Genomic DNA, 15,384 nt, shown 5'->3' with positions numbered 1-15,384 from the left:
TTTGTAACGAACCCTCTATCGCTATTCACTGCATATGACCATCTTTTTGTCACAAACTAGTCAAATAGCGACACCAGGATTCGTTAGATTCTTGAGGTCACTGTTTTTCGCCAAATAAGCATTCTATGGTTCGTTAGAATCGTGAGGACAAGTTATTCCTCCTCAAAATCCACACAAAAATAAGAGGCTGTCTCAAAAGTCATCCAGATGACGATGGGACAGCCTCTCATTTTCAATTGGGTTAAAGCTTAAGGGATATACAGCAGTTGTCCCTCTGCAACGGAAGACTCGTTCAAGCCGTTGTAGAGCAGAATCTCACGTGGATTTAAGCTGTACCTTACCGCAATGGATTCCAGCGTCTCGTCTCTTTGCACAATGCAGACTCTGATTTTGCGGAATTCATTTTCATCCGACTGCTTATTCAGGAAGAGAGTTTTCCACTCAATCTCATCGCCGGATGAGCGGCTTTTCTCTTGCTCGGCCTGCTTTGCCGCTACCTGCTCCGCCACTTGGCGGGCTGCCTGCTCACGTCTGCTCGTCTGAAGCAGCGTCATCAGTCCGACATTAGGTGCCTGTTCCGGATCAGCCTCCGGCTGCTTGCTGCCTACTCCAATTCGAATCTCCTGCTTGTCGTTATCCGGAATACGAGACGACTCCGATTGAACATTCCAATCGGGCTCGCTTGAAGAATTTTGAGCAAAGGATGCAAAGGATTGATCCGGACTTTGTGCTGCTTCCTCCTCAAACGGCTCCTGCCATTCATCCTCATCTTGCTCTTCCTGCTCTGAAGCGTAAGTATTTTCCCGCTGCTCCAGTTGTGGAGGCTGGGCTGGCGCAGCCGACTGAAATGGCTGTGCAATGGGCTGATTAGCAGCAGGCTGATTGGATTGGAACCATTGCGATGCTGACCAGCCGCCATCCCTTGGGGATGCCGAAATCGTCACAGAAGCTTCCGCTTCCTCAGCCGAATCCTCAGCCTCTTCCTCATCCTGCTCTGCTTCCTCAAAGGCTTCGAAGTTTTCTTCTTCCTCTTCCGCCTCATCTTCATCCTCAAACGACGTCTCTTCTACACGTTGAGCATTCGGCAATTGACCTGCAAAGCCTGTAAAATAAGGCTGCTGCGTTACGGACTGCCATTCATCCTGTTCAGGGTTCGCGGCTTCAATTGGAAATTCATCCTCAGAGGCCTCACGTTCATGCAGAGCCGTAATCGGCTCCTCGCGCCAGGCTTCCTCAGCATCCGGAAGCGGCTCTACAAGAATACCCCGGAGTGACAAGACGCCCGTCACATTTAATGTCCGAGCGGACAGTAAATCGACGTCAAAGTTGTCGATCTCCACCGAAATATCATCGAGCCTGGATACACGATTAAGCGGCAGTGTAATCTCGACCGGAATCCAATGCTCCAGCGTCTGCAGGCTGCCTCCATCGGTTTGGCCGCGATACACACCATTTAAGAGCAGCTGCCCTCTTAGTACCGCATGATCCCCCTGCTCGACCACCTGAATACGCGGGGTAAGCTCAATCTCCTCCAGTTCATCAATCGCCGCTACTTCATCCGGCAAGTGAATACGCTCATACAAATCAAATCGCAGTCCCTTGGATTGATCCGTCACGCGATGTCCTCCCTCCCTATTACCTGAATAGATAGTAAATGCATAAGCTTGGGCTAAAGTTACATTCACTACTATCTATATGGCGAGGAAATAAGGAGCATGACTATCAATTTGTCCGGCCGGCCAGCTTGTCAAGCAGTGACTTCAGCCAAACAGGCTCCGGTGCTTGTGCCTGAACCATTTCTCCTGTCCATGGATGCGGGAAAAGCAGCCGTTCTCCATGCAAAGCTTGATGCGGCAGCAGTCTGGAATCGCCTCCGTAAAGCTTGTCTCCAACAAGGGGATGACCGATATAGCTCATATGCACCCGAATTTGATGGGTCCTGCCTGTCTCCAGCTGTAATCGGACTAGAGAGGCCTGTGGATACGTCTGAACTGTCTCATAATGCGTTACCGCCGTATCCCCGCTTGGCGTCACCATACGCCTGGAGGAATGATGACGGTCCTTGCCGATCGATGCTCGAATCGAACCGGATGATTTCGTAAGTTTGCCATGTACAACGGCCAGATAACGGCGATCAATCCGCTTCTCTCGCATCGCTTCATCGAGTACCCATTGAGCAAGATCATTCTTCGCATATAGTACCGGACCTGAAGTATCGTCATCAAGACGATGAATATGCCGGACAAGCACCGGATCACCTGCCTTCATCAGCCAATGTGCAGCCGCCTGGTCCAGAGTACCTGTCTGCCCGGAGTAAGATTCATGAACGGGCATTCCTGCAGGTTTATTCATCACAAGACAAAAATCATCTTCATACAACACTTGAACATCGTCTTTATTATTTTGCGCTTTGCAGTACAATGGATCAGCGGCAGGATCTACAGCAGGAAATGCAAGAAGGCGAATTGCCTCCCCTTCCCATCGAATACCACCAACGGAGAATAAGCGATTAATCCATTTTGCCGGAAATACAGAACGGGCCAGCAGCCATTGCCGCAATAAATGCGGGTGACTGCCGGCCTCCGGTATGGAGATCAGCTCCGCACCCAGCAGATCTGCCGGGTGAAGCTCCAGCCATTGCCCTACGCGCCGGTAAGGATGCTTTTGCATGGATTATTATATCTCCTTAAAATAATTACCACACAAACGGCCTAGTCCAGCCATTTGCGGTGACTCTTACTTCGTAAGCATAAGCTTTTCGCTCTTATAAGCTGCCAAGCGCCTGGTCATGCGCTGCAATGGTTGCTTTAATATCTTCGTCCGAATGGACGGCAGACACAAACATTCCCTCAAATTGCGAAGGAGCGATGCTCACGCCAAGATCAAGCATAGCCGAGAAATATTTTTTGAACTGTTCAAGATTTGATGTCTTCGCCGTCTCGAAGTTAATGACATGGGTATCCGTAAAGAATGGACATACCATTGAACCGACACGGTTAATCGTGCTGGCAATACCATGCTTCTCCGCATTGCTCTCGAAGCCAAGCTGAAGCTTAACGGCTTGACGCTCCAGAAGCTCATATGTCTCTTTCGTCAGCAGCTTAAGCGTTGTATAACCTGCTGCCATAGCAAGCGGATTACCCGAAAGCGTACCAGCTTGGTAGATTGGGCCGCTTGGTGCGATCATTTCCATAATCTCGCGTTTGCCGCCATAAGCGCCAACCGGAAGGCCGCCGCCAATGACTTTACCGAAGCAGGTAAGGTCAGGCGTCACACCATAAAGCCCTTGTGCACAGTTGTAATGGACGCGGAAGCCGGTCATTACTTCATCGAATATCAAGAGACTGCCGTATTGCTCCGTCAGCTCTCGTAGTCCTTGCAGGAAGCCTGGCAGTGGAGGCACAACGCCCATATTGCCCGCTATTGGTTCAACGATAATACAAGCAATTTCCTCGCCAAACTTCTCGAAGGCCAGCTTAGCAGATTCCAGATCATTATAAGGCACCGTAATCGTTTGGGAGGCAACACTTTCCGGTACGCCAGGGCTGTCCGGCAAGCCTAATGTCGCCACGCCGGAACCAGCTTTAATCAGCAGACTGTCAGCATGTCCATGATAGGAGCCTTCAAATTTCAAAATTTTGCTTCGTTTCGTATAACCACGAGCGAGGCGAAGCGCACTCATTGTCGCTTCTGTACCCGAGTTAACCATGCGGACAATATCAACCGAAGGAACACGCTCTACAACCAGCTCAGCCATCAATGTTTCCAGCTCAGTTGGTGCGCCAAAACTTGTTCCCTTCTCAGCTGTTTTCTTAATCGCTTCGATTACTTCCGGATGAGCATGGCCCATAATAAGCGGTCCCCATGAACCGACATAATCAAGGTAACTATTCCCATCTATGTCAAATACACGGCTTCCTTTGCCATGATCCATATAAACCGGGTTAAGACCTACCGATTTGAAAGCACGTACCGGGCTGTTCACACCGCCAGGAAGTACTTGTTTTGCGCGGGCAAATGCCTCTCTCGAACGATCATCACGTCTATTGCCAATACTCATCCGCTTATTCTCCTCTCAGCCAGCGCGAAGCATCCTTCGCATGGTAGGTAATAATGAGATCCGCACCAGCACGCTTCATGCTGATCAGCTTCTCGAGAACGATAGCACGTTCATCGATCCAGCCATTAGCTGCAGCAGCTTTGACCATCGCGTATTCTCCGCTAACGTTATAAGCAACAATCGGAAGATCGAAGTTCTCTCTCAGTTGGCGAACGATATCAAGATATGACAGCGCAGGCTTCACCATAAGCATATCCGCACCCTCTGTAACATCAGAATCTGCTTCCCGAAGTGCTTCACGGGCATTAGCAGGGTCCATTTGATACGTTTTGCGGTCGCCGAACTGTGGCGATGATTTGGCTGCATCGCGGAATGGTCCGTAGAAAGCAGAAGCATATTTTACCGAGTACGACAAAATCGGAACATGACTAAAGCCCGCTTCATCAAGACCTTCGCGAATGGCTGCAACAAAGCCGTCCATCATGTTGGATGGAGCGATAACGTCAGCCCCAGCCTCTGCTTGTGATACAGCCGTGCGAACAAGTAAGGAAAGCGATGGATCGTTATCTACGACAGCCGTTCCTGTCACCTCATCCTGATGTACCATTCCGCAATGACCATGATCGGTAAATTGGCACAAACAAGTATCCGCCATCACCACGAGCTCAGGTGCCCATTTCTTAATCAGACGAGTTGCTTCTTGAACAATACCATTAGGATCATAAGCCGAAGTGCCTTCTGCATCTTTATGGTCCGGCAGGCCGAACAGCATTATCGATGGAATGCCAAGTGATGTAATCTCACGAATTTCTTGTTCCAGAAGATCAAGAGAGAACCGGTATACACCCGGCATCGAGCTGATCTCTTCTTTGATGTTCGTCCCATATTTCACATAGATCGGATAAATAAAATCATTAGCTGTCAGCATAGTCTCACGAACCATGCTGCGCATAGCGGCCGACTGGCGCAATCTGCGGTGTCTTACAATTGGGAATGCCATGTGAATTCCTCCTCAATCTCGGTCCTAAGGTCCTGATGGATGTAATAATAATTTCTAAATAATTTATGATTAAACATTCAAGCGAATATTGATTTGATGTTGAACGAGAGCCTCAACTAGCGCATCTATCGTAGCCTCTTCTGGCTCAATCGTAACCGTAAGCCCTGCCTCCTCCGCCGTCTGCGTGGTAAGCGGACCAATACTGGCAATAGCGATGCCTGCAAGATGTCCAGCAGGGTCTTCAATCCCTTTACGCTTAAGCAGCTCAAGCAGATTGGTTACCGTTGACGAGCTGGTGAACGTAATCGCATGAATCTCCCGATTGCGGATCCAGTCCAATGCCTGTTCATCTTGATCATCTGCCAGCACCGTCTCATATACATCCAGTTCAACTGGCAGGAGACCTCTCCCCGAAAGTTCCCGAGGCAATATTTCACGAGCAAGATCGCCGCGTGGCAGCAGCACCTTGTCACCCGTTTTAAGCTCTGAATCCAGTTGCTCAAGCATACCTTCTGCCTGGAACTTGGCTGGCAGCTGGACAACGCCAAGCCCCCGCTTCCGAAGCGCTTCGGCCGTCTTAGGACCAACAGCTGCAATACGAGCTGCATGGAAACGACGAATATCTACATCAAATCGCGCCAGCCAGTTAAAGAAATAATCAACCCCGTTCACGCTAGTGAACATGATCCAGTCATATTGCTCCGCTTCAGCTAGAGCTGTACGAATCGATGCAACTACAGCTTCATCCTTTGGCTCACGCGTTTCAATAACAGGCAGCTCACAAGGCTCACCGCCAAGCTCCTCAATCCGGTCAGCCAGATCACTAGCCTGCGCTCTGGCACGGGTAACAAGCACACGTGCGCCAAACAATGGCTTTTGCTCATACCATTTCAGCTTTTCCCGCTGCAGCACAACCTCGCCAACGACGATAACAGCAGGAGGCTGAAAATTCGCTTCTTTCACGATTCGCTCAATCGACTCCAACGTGCCAACAATCGTCTCCTGCTCAACACGTGTACCCCAGCGAATCAAGGCAACTGGTGTATGCGCGGGCTTGCCATGACGGATTAGCTGCTCGGCAATATAGCCGATCTTGGCAACGCCCATAAGGAATATAAGCGTCCCTGTTGCATTCGTTACTTTGTCCCAATGGATAGAGCGGTCAAGCTTATCCGGGCTTTCGTGGCCCGTTATAATCGATAAGGAAGAAGCAAGGTCCCGATGGGTAACCGGTATGCCCGCATAAGCAGGCACCGCAATAGCTGATGTAATGCCTGGAACAATCTCAAAAGATATGCCATTGTCCTGCAGCAATTCCGCTTCCTCGCCAACACGCCCGAATATCGTCGGATCGCCGCCCTTCAACCTTGTAACCGTATGACCCTCAAGCGCCAAATCAACAAGCAGCTGGTTGATTTCTTCCTGCTTCATCGTATGACGGTCTGGCAGCTTGCCCACATAGATTTTGCGGGCGCCTTCCTTCACATGACGGAGAAGCCTAGGACTAGCCAGACGATCGTAGACAACAACATCACTTCTTTTCAAACACTCCAGTCCACGAACTGTAATCAGCTTCGGATCACCCGGTCCTGCGCCAACTAAATAGACGATCCCTTTATTCATATGTTTTCCCCGACTTCTGCCAAAATGCGATCTGCACCTCTGGCAACCAGTGCATCTGCTACATCGCGGCCAAGCTGCTCAGGATCCGTCCCTTTCCGGATTTCCTTCAGCATAACCTCTCCATCCGGGGACCCTACCATACCCGTCAGCTCCAGCTCTGCATTCTCGAAGCTGTCCTCCACCATCTTCTGAACCACTGCAAAAGCACCAATTGGAATTTGACAGCCGCCGTTCAGTGCACCAAGGAAGCTTCTCTCGGCCCTGACGGCAAGCGATGTTTCTGTATCGTTGAATAAATCAAGTAATTCCCGAACGGCCTTATCTTGAACGCGGCACTCGATGCCAAGTGCGCCTTGTCCAACAGCCGGTATAGAAAGATCTACCGGAATATAAGCGGAGATCCGGTCCTGCCATCCCATACGTGTAAGACCCGCAGCAGCAAGCACAACGGCGTCAAAGCCATCGGTTTCCAGCTTACGGATCCGGGAATCAATATTGCCGCGTATCGAATCAAGCTGAAGATCCGGACGCATATTTTTAAGCTGGCTGGAGCGGCGCAGGCTGCTCGTTCCTACTCGAGCTCCCTCCGGCAAATCATCAAGCGAGGCACCCTGCTTCATAATGAGACAATCGCGTGGGTCAACACGCTTCGGTATTGCGCCGTTTGTTAGCCCTTCCGGCAGCTCGTATGGCATATCCTTCATACTGTGCACAGCCATATCAATCTCGCCATCAAGCAAGGCTTGTTCAATCTCTTTAACGAACAAGCCTTTACCGCCAACCTTGGATAGAGTAACGTCAAGAATGCGGTCACCTTTCGTCACAATTTTCCGAATTTCAAATTTATAATCGAACCCATGCTTTTCGCTGATTCGCTTCAGTTCATCAATAACTTGCCCGGTTTGTGTCAAAGCTAATGCGCTTTGGCGTGTCCCAACCACGATTGTACGCGGTTCGTTATTCGCTTTTTCCATTATGATTATCCTCCCGTTGTCCATCTTCAAGCCGCTTCGTTCGAAGTCTGTCTATCCAAGCTTTCATATCTATCCCGGTTCCACTCCCGAACGGCACCTCTTCAGCAGCTTGCCGCAGCAAAATTTCGCGTTCCAATACATCCGAGACTGAAGTTTTCACATAGTCACGCAGCTTTCTAAGCTGCACCAGACTATCCGCGTACTCACTGCCGTATTGCTGCTCCAGCTCCCGCTTCAATCGGACAGATAAAGATGGGCTTGCTCCTGAAGCCGAGACGGCGATAAGCAAATCTCCGCGCCGTACAACCGCTGGATTAACAAAGCCTCTGCCTTCCGCCTCATTAACGTTATTCACTAGTACCCCGGCCCGCCTGCCATCTTTCGCGATACGACGGTTAAGTTCTGAATCATCTGTCGCAGCAAATAGCAGCTTTGCACATTCGGCATCAGAAGATTGATAAGGACGACCTTGCCATTCAATGGATCCACATGCAGCAAGTTCCTGCAAGCGTGGTGTAAGCTGTGGGCTAATGAGAACCACTTCATCTGCCCCCGCCTCTAGCAGGCCTTTTACCTTTCGTTCTGCGATCCGGCCGCCGCCGATTATAACGACGCGTTCGCCTCGAAGCTGAAGCATTATCGGATACATGTGCATCCCCTTTTTCAATGAAAGGTCGATAAGTAACTGGATAAAAGATTAATAATCAACATAACAAACGCAATGAGATGAAGTCTTGCGAGCTGAGTGCCCGGACGTCTTAGCATCGCCCTTTGAATAATATAATTTACATAAAAGATCAAAGTCGCAAACGAAGTAAGGACCTTCCAGTCGAACAGCAGCTGCGGCCTGCCTTCTGCCAAAAGCACGGTAACCGCAACGGATAACGACAGTGCCAGCAGCGGTACGCCAATAATAATGGCACGGTCCGAGAACCGCTCGATCCTATCAAGGCTTGGCAGCCTTCGAGTAAAGGGAGTCCATCTCTTCCCTTTGAGCTGACGATGCAGGAACAAGTACATCCCTGCGAATATAGATCCAATAGTAAGTGATGCATAAGCGCATAATACCAGACTAATATGTACAAGAAGCAAATCGCGCATCGCTTGGGATACGCCAAACTGTTCATCCATTCCGGGCCGGCTGTAAAGATTAAGGGCCAGTACGGAGAAGCTTACGATATTTACAAGGAAGACCAGAAACTCGATTTTGAAAAATTGACTGATCACAAGTGAGATCGTAACGAGAAGCCACGAGAAGCCGAGCCAATATTCAAAAGATGAGATCGCTGTGATCTCAAAATGAGTCACAAGCCGGCTTACAAGTATGATCGTTTGTAAAATCCACACAAAAATAAGGAGCCCTGTTCCAATCCGCTTAGCTCTCCGGTTCGCATCCATGAAATCGGAGAAGTAAAACAGAAGGCTCAGGGCGTATATATAAAGTATCGCGTCGTATATCCATTTTTGCGTTAAGAACATAGCTTCCACCTTGCCGCCCTTCGCGATTATTCGGGTAGCGCGCTATTATCGAAGGATGGACGCCAGTGCCGAAGCAGCAGAACGTGCAGGCATGTTTTTCTTTTTCTCCGCAGCCGCCGTGTTCGCTTCCTCTTGTTTCGACTGGGCCAGCTCATCTTCAAGCGCAAACAACTTCACGAACATATCCATTGCATCTTCCGAATGTTTGTCTCCAGCCATCTCTTTAATCCGCAGGATAGGATCTTGAATCATCTGGTTCACAATGCTCTTCGTCAGCTTCCGGATAACTTTCAACTCATGCTCATCCAGATCAGGCAGCTTGTTCGTCAGACTATTAAGCGTCTCTTCATGAATATCAGCAGCCTTGGTCTGCAAGGCACGGATCAGCGGCACAACGCCAAGGGTCTTGTACCATAGTTCGAACTGTTCGCGTTCTTGTTCAATCATCGCTTCGATCTTCTCCGCTTCCTTCCGACGTTGTTCGAGATTGCTCGCTACAATGCCTTCCAAATCGTCGATATCGTATAAGAACACATTCTCAACTGCAGCAATACCGGGATCGAGGTCACGCGGAACAGCGATATCAATCATAAAGAGCGGCTTCGACTTTCGGCGCTTCATGGCGGCTGCAACAGCCTCTCGTGTTAATACATACCCATCGGCACCTGTTGAGCTAATCACAATATCTGCTTCATGGAGCTTGTTAACCGCATCCTCCATAGAGCTCGCGATACCATTGAACTTCTCAGCAAGCTGCGCTGCCCGTTCATATGTCCGGTTGACAACGATAACTCGATCGGCACCGTTCGCATACAGATGCTTGGCCGTCAATTCGCCGGTCTCACCAGCGCCAATTACCATTACCGTCTTCTTGCTAAATTGGCCAAAAATCCGTTTACCTAGTTCAACTGCCGCATAGCTGACCGAAACCGCCGATTCTCCAATCGTTGTTTCCGAATGGGCACGCTTAGCCATCGTAACAGCTTGCTTGAACAGCATGTTAAATAATGTCCCTGTCGTCTTCTGCTGCTGCGCCAGCGCAAATGCGTCCTTCACTTGTCCAAGTATTTGCGTCTCGCCAATCACCATAGAATCAAGACCACTTGTCACCCGGAATAGGTGCTCAATGGCCTTGTCATCTTCATGCATATATAAATGACTCGTGAACTGCTGCCTAGGCAGCTTGAACCATTGTTCCATAAAACTGCGAATATAATGTCCGCACAAATGGTGTCTATCCACTACCGCATACAGCTCAGTACGATTGCAGGTCGCAACAATGACACATTCCATAATACTGCTTGTGTTCATTAGTTGTTTGAGCGCTTCTGACAATTCTTTCTCCGCTATAGCAAACCGTTCTCTTACTTCTACAGGGGCTGTCCGATAGTTCAAACCGACTACGATAATGTGCATGCGCGATCACCTGCCTTTCCTAAAATTTCGTTAGAATGATTATAACATAGTTCGACATACGAAAATGCCTTCATAATGTCTTCATTTATGAATAATGTTTGAAAACCCTCTTTGCCATTATTCCCTGTTTATACAAAGAAAATAACCATGGACCGGAGTCTATGGTTATCTCTATATCTTTTCAATTTAATAGCTTAGACAAGCTCAATTTGTTTCATATTTGGTTCTTCGACCTTCAACTCGCCCATACCGCGAACAAGTTTCTTCGCATGAGTCGTTGTTGGCTTCAATACAGAGATCATGTAGTCAATTGCAAGCTGTGGATCCACGGTTTCACCGCATGTGTAGCAATCGAGAGCGGCAAATCCCTTCTCAGGATAAGTGTGAATCGAGAGGTGACTCTCAGACAGCAGTACAAGCACTGTTGCTCCTTGAGGCTCAAATTGTTTCGATTGTACCGATAGTACAGACGCGCCGCATGCTTCAGCAGCCTCCACCATTTGGGCTTGCAAAAATTCTGCATTGTTCAGTAGATCAAAGTCTACCCCCCAAGTATCAACAGCAACGTGTCTTCCGAAAGTTGAATATTCCATCTTCCGGTTCCCCCTTCCTAGGAATAAAATGTTTAAAAAAATTTCATCCGCTAGGACCTACGTCATTCACTTCCCGAGGGAATAATCTCTCGCAACATAACCATGTCCTGAGTGAATCCTGGTTCCTATTTTGTTTAGACCAATGTTTTCAACGAGATTAAAAATAACATCTATTGGGGAGAATTGCAACTGTTTTTTTCGGGACATACGAAAACTTTTTGTGCGCCAATCCCGTATTCAAGGTATGTATCGGAAGTGAAATAGGTACCATGCACAGAGTTCATCCTGTTGTTATTTTTTTCGTGAACAAATGTAAAAAAAGGAGCCGCACTAGGCGGCTCATCACTTGTTAATAGGACGGTCAGGCTTCTAGAACAAACAGCTTACGAGTCAGCACCGAAAGCCTTTCATCGATACCGGTAATTTGCAACCGATCCTTGGTTTGATTGCGAAGATCAAGCAGTTCGTTAATCGCGTTGTTTACCAGTTCAATCTCACGTTCGATCAAGCGGCTGCGGAACACACGCTCTAATTGGCCAAGTGTATCCTTATATTCGAATACAACCCGAGTGCCAGTCGATGTGCTTTCAACGATTTTGCGGACGCTGCCGTTTGTATAATGATAGATCATCGTATAATGGCTGTAGATCCGATTGACAACTGCGTCTCCATGGAAAGCAGTTACCGCTTTACGCATAGCGTTGGTCAGTTTGGGGTGAATCAGGCGGCAAGAGAGTTCACATACATAGTGGTTCTGCTGACGTTCAAACGTCAGTGTAACCTCTTCCTTCCCTGCTACGTCTTCGAGAACCAGCTCCTGGTTTCCGTTATCGAGTACCTTCACATTCATACATACTTGTTGGTCATCGAAAAAACGGATAAATTGCTTCATCTCTTCGCTCGTCAATTGCAGTTTGGCACTTACATACTCTGTGGCTAGCCGCTGAGCCATAAAAATCTCCTCAATTCTATAAACTTACGCTTGTGTTCTTAATTCCTAAGTATATTATACGTGATCAGAGCTTTTTATTCCTGCCGTCCAGCTTCGATATTCTCGCATATTTCTGAAAAATCCCGTGGATTTCACGACGAACACAACATTTCTTACAGAATCCTCGCCATTATATAGGAAGTTATTGATCTATCTCCGTTATGTGCCAATTGCCTCGGTAATGACTTCCCACAACCTGTCGCGTCCAAGCCCTGTCTCCGAAGAAAACATGACGACATGATCACGGGGGTCCGCTTCCAAAGTCTCTTTAATAACCTTAACATGCTTGTCCCATTTGCCTTTTGGAATTTTGTCTGCCTTGGTGCAAACAATGCATGTTGGCACGTTGTAATGCTTCAGCCAGTGATACATGAGCACGTCATCCTTCGATGGCGCATGCCGCATATCGATAACAAGAAGCTGCAGCTTCAATTCCTCACGGTCACGAATATAAGTCTCGATCATTTGACCGAACAACTCACGCTGCGTCTTCGATACTTTTGCATAACCATAGCCTGGAAAATCGACAAAATAAACCATCTCATTCACACGATAATAGTTAAGCTGCTGCGTCTTGCCAGGCTGCGAGCTAGTTCTTGCTAAGTTTTTACGCATAATCAATTTGTTAATCAGAGACGATTTACCGACATTGGAACGCCCTGCCAGAGCGATCTCTGGCAAGGCGTCAATTGGATATTGCTCTGGTCTTACTGCACTTATTATAAAATCTGACTGTGTAATTTTCATCCGATTACTGTTCCTGCTTTCTCTTCGGTGTTGACCGGCAGCAGCGCGTGCTGCAGTACTTCATCCATATGGCTGACAGGTACAAAGGTCATTTCACTGCGAATACTGTCTGGGATATCACTTAAGTCGCGTTCATTATCTTTTGGCAGAAGCACCTTCTTGATGCCTGCACGATGGGCGGCAAGCGACTTCTCCTTCAATCCGCCAATTGGAAGCACTCTTCCGCGGAGCGTGATCTCACCGGTCATTGCCACTTCCTTCGATACGTACCTATTGGTCAGAGCGGAGATAAGTGCCGTTGCCATCGTAATACCTGCCGACGGGCCATCCTTCGGTATCGCCCCTTCGGGGATATGAATATGGATATCCCTGTTCTCGTGGAAGTTAGGATCGATATTCAGCTCAATCGCTTTGGAACGAGTGTAGCTGAATGCTGCCTGAGCCGACTCCTTCATAACGTCTCCGAGCTTGCCGGTTAGTGTTAGTTTACCGCTTCCCGGCATAACTGTCACTTCAATGACAAGTGTATCGCCGCCTACCTCGGTCCAGGCAAGGCCCGTTACAGCGCCAATCTGATTCTCAGCCTCAGCAGTGCCATGACGGAACTTCGCAGGGCCAAGCCACTCTTTCAGAAGCTCCGGCGTAACCGTTAATGGAGTTGGAGTCGCTGCTTCCACAGGCTGCTTAACGGCATCAGAATCTGCATCTGCATCTGAGCCAAAGGCCGCTTCAAGGGTATTAAGCTCTGGCGCTTCATAGGAGCTGCCCTCCGCTTCACTGGTGGTTCGCGGTACAAAGCCTGAAGCTACGATATGCTTCGCAGCCTTACGGCATAGAGCAGCCACTTGCTGCTCCAGATTACGTACACCTGACTCACGCGTATACTCCCGGATAAGCTGAAGGACTACCTCATCCTCTAGGATAAGCTGGTCTTCTGTTAGCCCATGCTCCTTACGCTGCTTCGGCAGCAAATAACGCTCGGCAATCTGCTGCTTCTCCAGTTCCGTATATCCCGGGATATACAGCACTTCCATCCGATCCAGCAGCGGACGAGGGATGTTATGCATCGAGTTAGCCGTTGTAACGAACATCACATTCGATAAATCAAACGGTACTTCGATGAAATGATCGCTAAACGTATTGTTCTGCTCGGGATCAAGCACCTCAAGTAAGGCAGATGAAGGATCTCCACGGAAATCACTTGCCATCTTATCAATCTCGTCAAGCAGGAAGACTGGATTATACGAACCTGCCGTCTTCATCCCCTGAATGATCCGGCCAGGCATTGCACCGACATAAGTTCGGCGATGACCGCGGATTTCCGCTTCATCACGAACACCGCCAAGCGAAATCCGCACAAATTTGCGGTCAAGAGATTTGGCGATGGAGCGAGCGAGAGAGGTTTTCCCGACACCTGGAGGCCCTACAAGGCAGAGGATCGGCCCTTTCATCTTCTTCACAAGCTGCTGTACCGCCAAATATTCAAGCACACGTTCCTTCGGCTTCTCAAGACCGTAATGGTCATTATTCAAGATGTCTTCCGCTTTGCTTAAGGAAAGATCATCTTCCGTATGCTTGCTCCATGGAAGAGCTAATAACCAATCGATATAATTGCGAATAACGCCGCCCTCGGCGGAGGTTGCAGGCATTTTCTCCAGACGGTCGATTTCCTTCTCAACCTTTTCTCTTACGAGATCCGGCACTCCTGCTTCAGCCAATTGGTTACGAAGTTCTTCAACTTCACCCGCACGGCCTTCTTTCTCGCCAAGCTCCTTCTGAATCGCCTTCATCTGCTCACGCAAATAATATTCCTTCTGCGTCTTCTCCATTTGCTTCTTGACGCGTTGGTTAATCTTGCGCTCGAGCTCCAGCACTTCACGTTCGTTATTCAGAATATCAAGCAGCCGCTCCAACCGTTCACGTACATCAATGGTCTCAAGGATATCCTGCTTATCTTTGATCTTCAGCGACAGATGGCTCGTAATGACATCGGCAAGCCGGCCAGGTTCATCAATGTCAGATACAGCTGCCAGCGTCTCTGGCGTAACCTTCTTCGACAGTGTAATGTAATGCTCAAACTGACTGAGCACCGACCGCATGAGCGCATCCACTTCTGGATCATCTGTCTCAGGTTCAGGAAGCTCAATTACTGAAACCTCATAAAACTGTTCGTTAGGTACGTAATCCACAATCTCGGCTCTTACAACACCTTCAACAAGAACCCGGATTGTACCATTTGGCAGCTTGAGCATTTGTCTGACTTTCGCAATGGTGCCGACGCGGTAAATATCGTCCTCAGTAGGCTCTTCAATATTGACTTCGGATTGGGAGCACAAGAGAATCATATGATCATCGATCATTGCTTTCTCAAGTGCTCTTACCGATTTGTCCCTTCCCACATCAAGGTGGAGCACCATGCTGGGATATACAAGCAGCCCCCTTAACGGAAGCAGGGGAAGCCGCCGGCCTTTCGTTTTTCCGGATCCCACACCAGCACCTCC

General features: G+C 48.7%; 13 protein-coding genes. All 13 read right to left on the bottom strand.

Annotation, left to right across the window (positions count from 1 at the left end; translation table 11 throughout):
- Nucleotides 1-248: 248 nt before the first annotated feature.
- Nucleotides 249-1,616, bottom strand: coding sequence for a LysM peptidoglycan-binding domain-containing protein (locus AB4Y93_RS09985; protein ID WP_441891403.1), 1,368 nt, complete (start codon nt 1,614-1,616; stop codon nt 249-251).
- 106 nt (nt 1,617-1,722) lie between these two features.
- Nucleotides 1,723-2,670: an RluA family pseudouridine synthase gene (locus AB4Y93_RS09980; RefSeq protein WP_441891401.1), complete on the bottom strand. Its 948-nt coding sequence runs from the start codon at nt 2,668-2,670 to the stop codon at nt 1,723-1,725.
- 94 nt (nt 2,671-2,764) lie between these two features.
- Nucleotides 2,765-4,060 carry a glutamate-1-semialdehyde 2,1-aminomutase gene (gene hemL, locus AB4Y93_RS09975; protein WP_441891399.1) on the bottom strand — a complete coding sequence of 432 codons (1,296 nt, stop codon included), beginning with the start codon at nt 4,058-4,060 and terminating at the stop codon, nt 2,765-2,767.
- 4 nt (nt 4,061-4,064) lie between these two features.
- Nucleotides 4,065-5,060 carry a porphobilinogen synthase gene (gene hemB / locus AB4Y93_RS09970; RefSeq protein WP_441891397.1) on the bottom strand — a complete coding sequence of 332 codons (996 nt, stop codon included), beginning with the start codon at nt 5,058-5,060 and terminating at the stop codon, nt 4,065-4,067.
- A gap of 69 nt (nt 5,061-5,129) precedes the next feature.
- Entirely contained in the window at nt 5,130-6,683 is a 1,554-nt protein-coding gene (gene cobA / locus AB4Y93_RS09965) for a uroporphyrinogen-III C-methyltransferase (RefSeq protein ID WP_441891395.1), read from the bottom strand.
- The gene (gene hemC, locus AB4Y93_RS09960) at nt 6,680-7,657 is read right to left on the bottom strand and encodes a hydroxymethylbilane synthase (protein WP_441891393.1); all 978 of its coding nucleotides are present in this window, start codon (nt 7,655-7,657) and stop codon (nt 6,680-6,682) included. Before hemC ends, cobA begins: the two co-directional genes overlap by 4 nt.
- Nucleotides 7,641-8,306 (bottom strand): precorrin-2 dehydrogenase/sirohydrochlorin ferrochelatase family protein, encoded by a 666-nt coding sequence (locus AB4Y93_RS09955; RefSeq protein ID WP_441891391.1) that lies wholly within the window; start codon nt 8,304-8,306, stop codon nt 7,641-7,643. Before AB4Y93_RS09955 ends, hemC begins: the two co-directional genes overlap by 17 nt.
- Before the next feature lie 14 nt (nt 8,307-8,320).
- Complete coding sequence (locus AB4Y93_RS09950) at nt 8,321-9,136, bottom strand: cytochrome C assembly family protein (protein WP_441891389.1); 816 nt, start codon at nt 9,134-9,136, stop codon at nt 8,321-8,323.
- A gap of 45 nt (nt 9,137-9,181) precedes the next feature.
- Nucleotides 9,182-10,552 (bottom strand): glutamyl-tRNA reductase, encoded by a 1,371-nt coding sequence (gene hemA, locus AB4Y93_RS09945; protein WP_441891387.1) that lies wholly within the window; start codon nt 10,550-10,552, stop codon nt 9,182-9,184.
- 194 nt (nt 10,553-10,746) lie between these two features.
- Nucleotides 10,747-11,145: an adenosylmethionine decarboxylase gene (gene speD, locus AB4Y93_RS09940; RefSeq protein WP_441891385.1), complete on the bottom strand. Its 399-nt coding sequence runs from the start codon at nt 11,143-11,145 to the stop codon at nt 10,747-10,749.
- Between the two features lie 361 nt (nt 11,146-11,506).
- The gene (locus AB4Y93_RS09935) at nt 11,507-12,097 is read right to left on the bottom strand and encodes a non-ribosomal peptide synthetase module (protein WP_441891383.1); all 591 of its coding nucleotides are present in this window, start codon (nt 12,095-12,097) and stop codon (nt 11,507-11,509) included.
- Between the two features lie 198 nt (nt 12,098-12,295).
- Nucleotides 12,296-12,883 carry a ribosome biogenesis GTP-binding protein YihA/YsxC gene (yihA, locus tag AB4Y93_RS09930; protein ID WP_441891381.1) on the bottom strand — a complete coding sequence of 196 codons (588 nt, stop codon included), beginning with the start codon at nt 12,881-12,883 and terminating at the stop codon, nt 12,296-12,298.
- A complete protein-coding gene (gene lon, locus AB4Y93_RS09925; RefSeq protein WP_441891379.1) occupies nt 12,880-15,372 on the bottom strand; it encodes an endopeptidase La in 2,493 nt (830 codons plus the stop codon). The genes yihA and lon overlap by 4 nt, the downstream gene beginning before the upstream one ends.
- Nucleotides 15,373-15,384 lie beyond the last annotated feature (12 nt).

This window comes from Paenibacillus sp. YAF4_2, from assembly GCF_052113225.1.
Classification (GTDB): Bacteria; Bacillota; Bacilli; order Paenibacillales; family Paenibacillaceae; genus Pristimantibacillus.
This window is presented reverse-complemented; position numbering and strand designations above follow the sequence as displayed.

Coding starts and splice junctions, on each gene's coding strand:
- hemA (WP_441891387.1), bottom strand. CDS start 10,552: ATGCACATTATCGTAGTCGGTTTGAACTATCGGACAGCCCCTGTAGAA.
- speD (WP_441891385.1), bottom strand. CDS start 11,145: ATGGAATATTCAACTTTCGGAAGACACGTTGCTGTTGATACTTGGGGG.
- hemC (WP_441891393.1), bottom strand. CDS start 7,657: ATGGAAAAAGCGAATAACGAACCGCGTACAATCGTGGTTGGGACACGC.
- hemL (WP_441891399.1), bottom strand. CDS start 4,060: ATGAGTATTGGCAATAGACGTGATGATCGTTCGAGAGAGGCATTTGCC.
- AB4Y93_RS09980 (WP_441891401.1), bottom strand. CDS start 2,670: ATGCAAAAGCATCCTTACCGGCGCGTAGGGCAATGGCTGGAGCTTCAC.
- hemB (WP_441891397.1), bottom strand. CDS start 5,060: ATGGCATTCCCAATTGTAAGACACCGCAGATTGCGCCAGTCGGCCGCT.
- AB4Y93_RS09935 (WP_441891383.1), bottom strand. CDS start 12,097: ATGGCTCAGCGGCTAGCCACAGAGTATGTAAGTGCCAAACTGCAATTG.
- AB4Y93_RS09950 (WP_441891389.1), bottom strand. CDS start 9,136: ATGTTCTTAACGCAAAAATGGATATACGACGCGATACTTTATATATAC.
- yihA (WP_441891381.1), bottom strand. CDS start 12,883: ATGAAAATTACACAGTCAGATTTTATAATAAGTGCAGTAAGACCAGAG.
- AB4Y93_RS09955 (WP_441891391.1), bottom strand. CDS start 8,306: ATGTATCCGATAATGCTTCAGCTTCGAGGCGAACGCGTCGTTATAATC.
- cobA (WP_441891395.1), bottom strand. CDS start 6,683: ATGAATAAAGGGATCGTCTATTTAGTTGGCGCAGGACCGGGTGATCCG.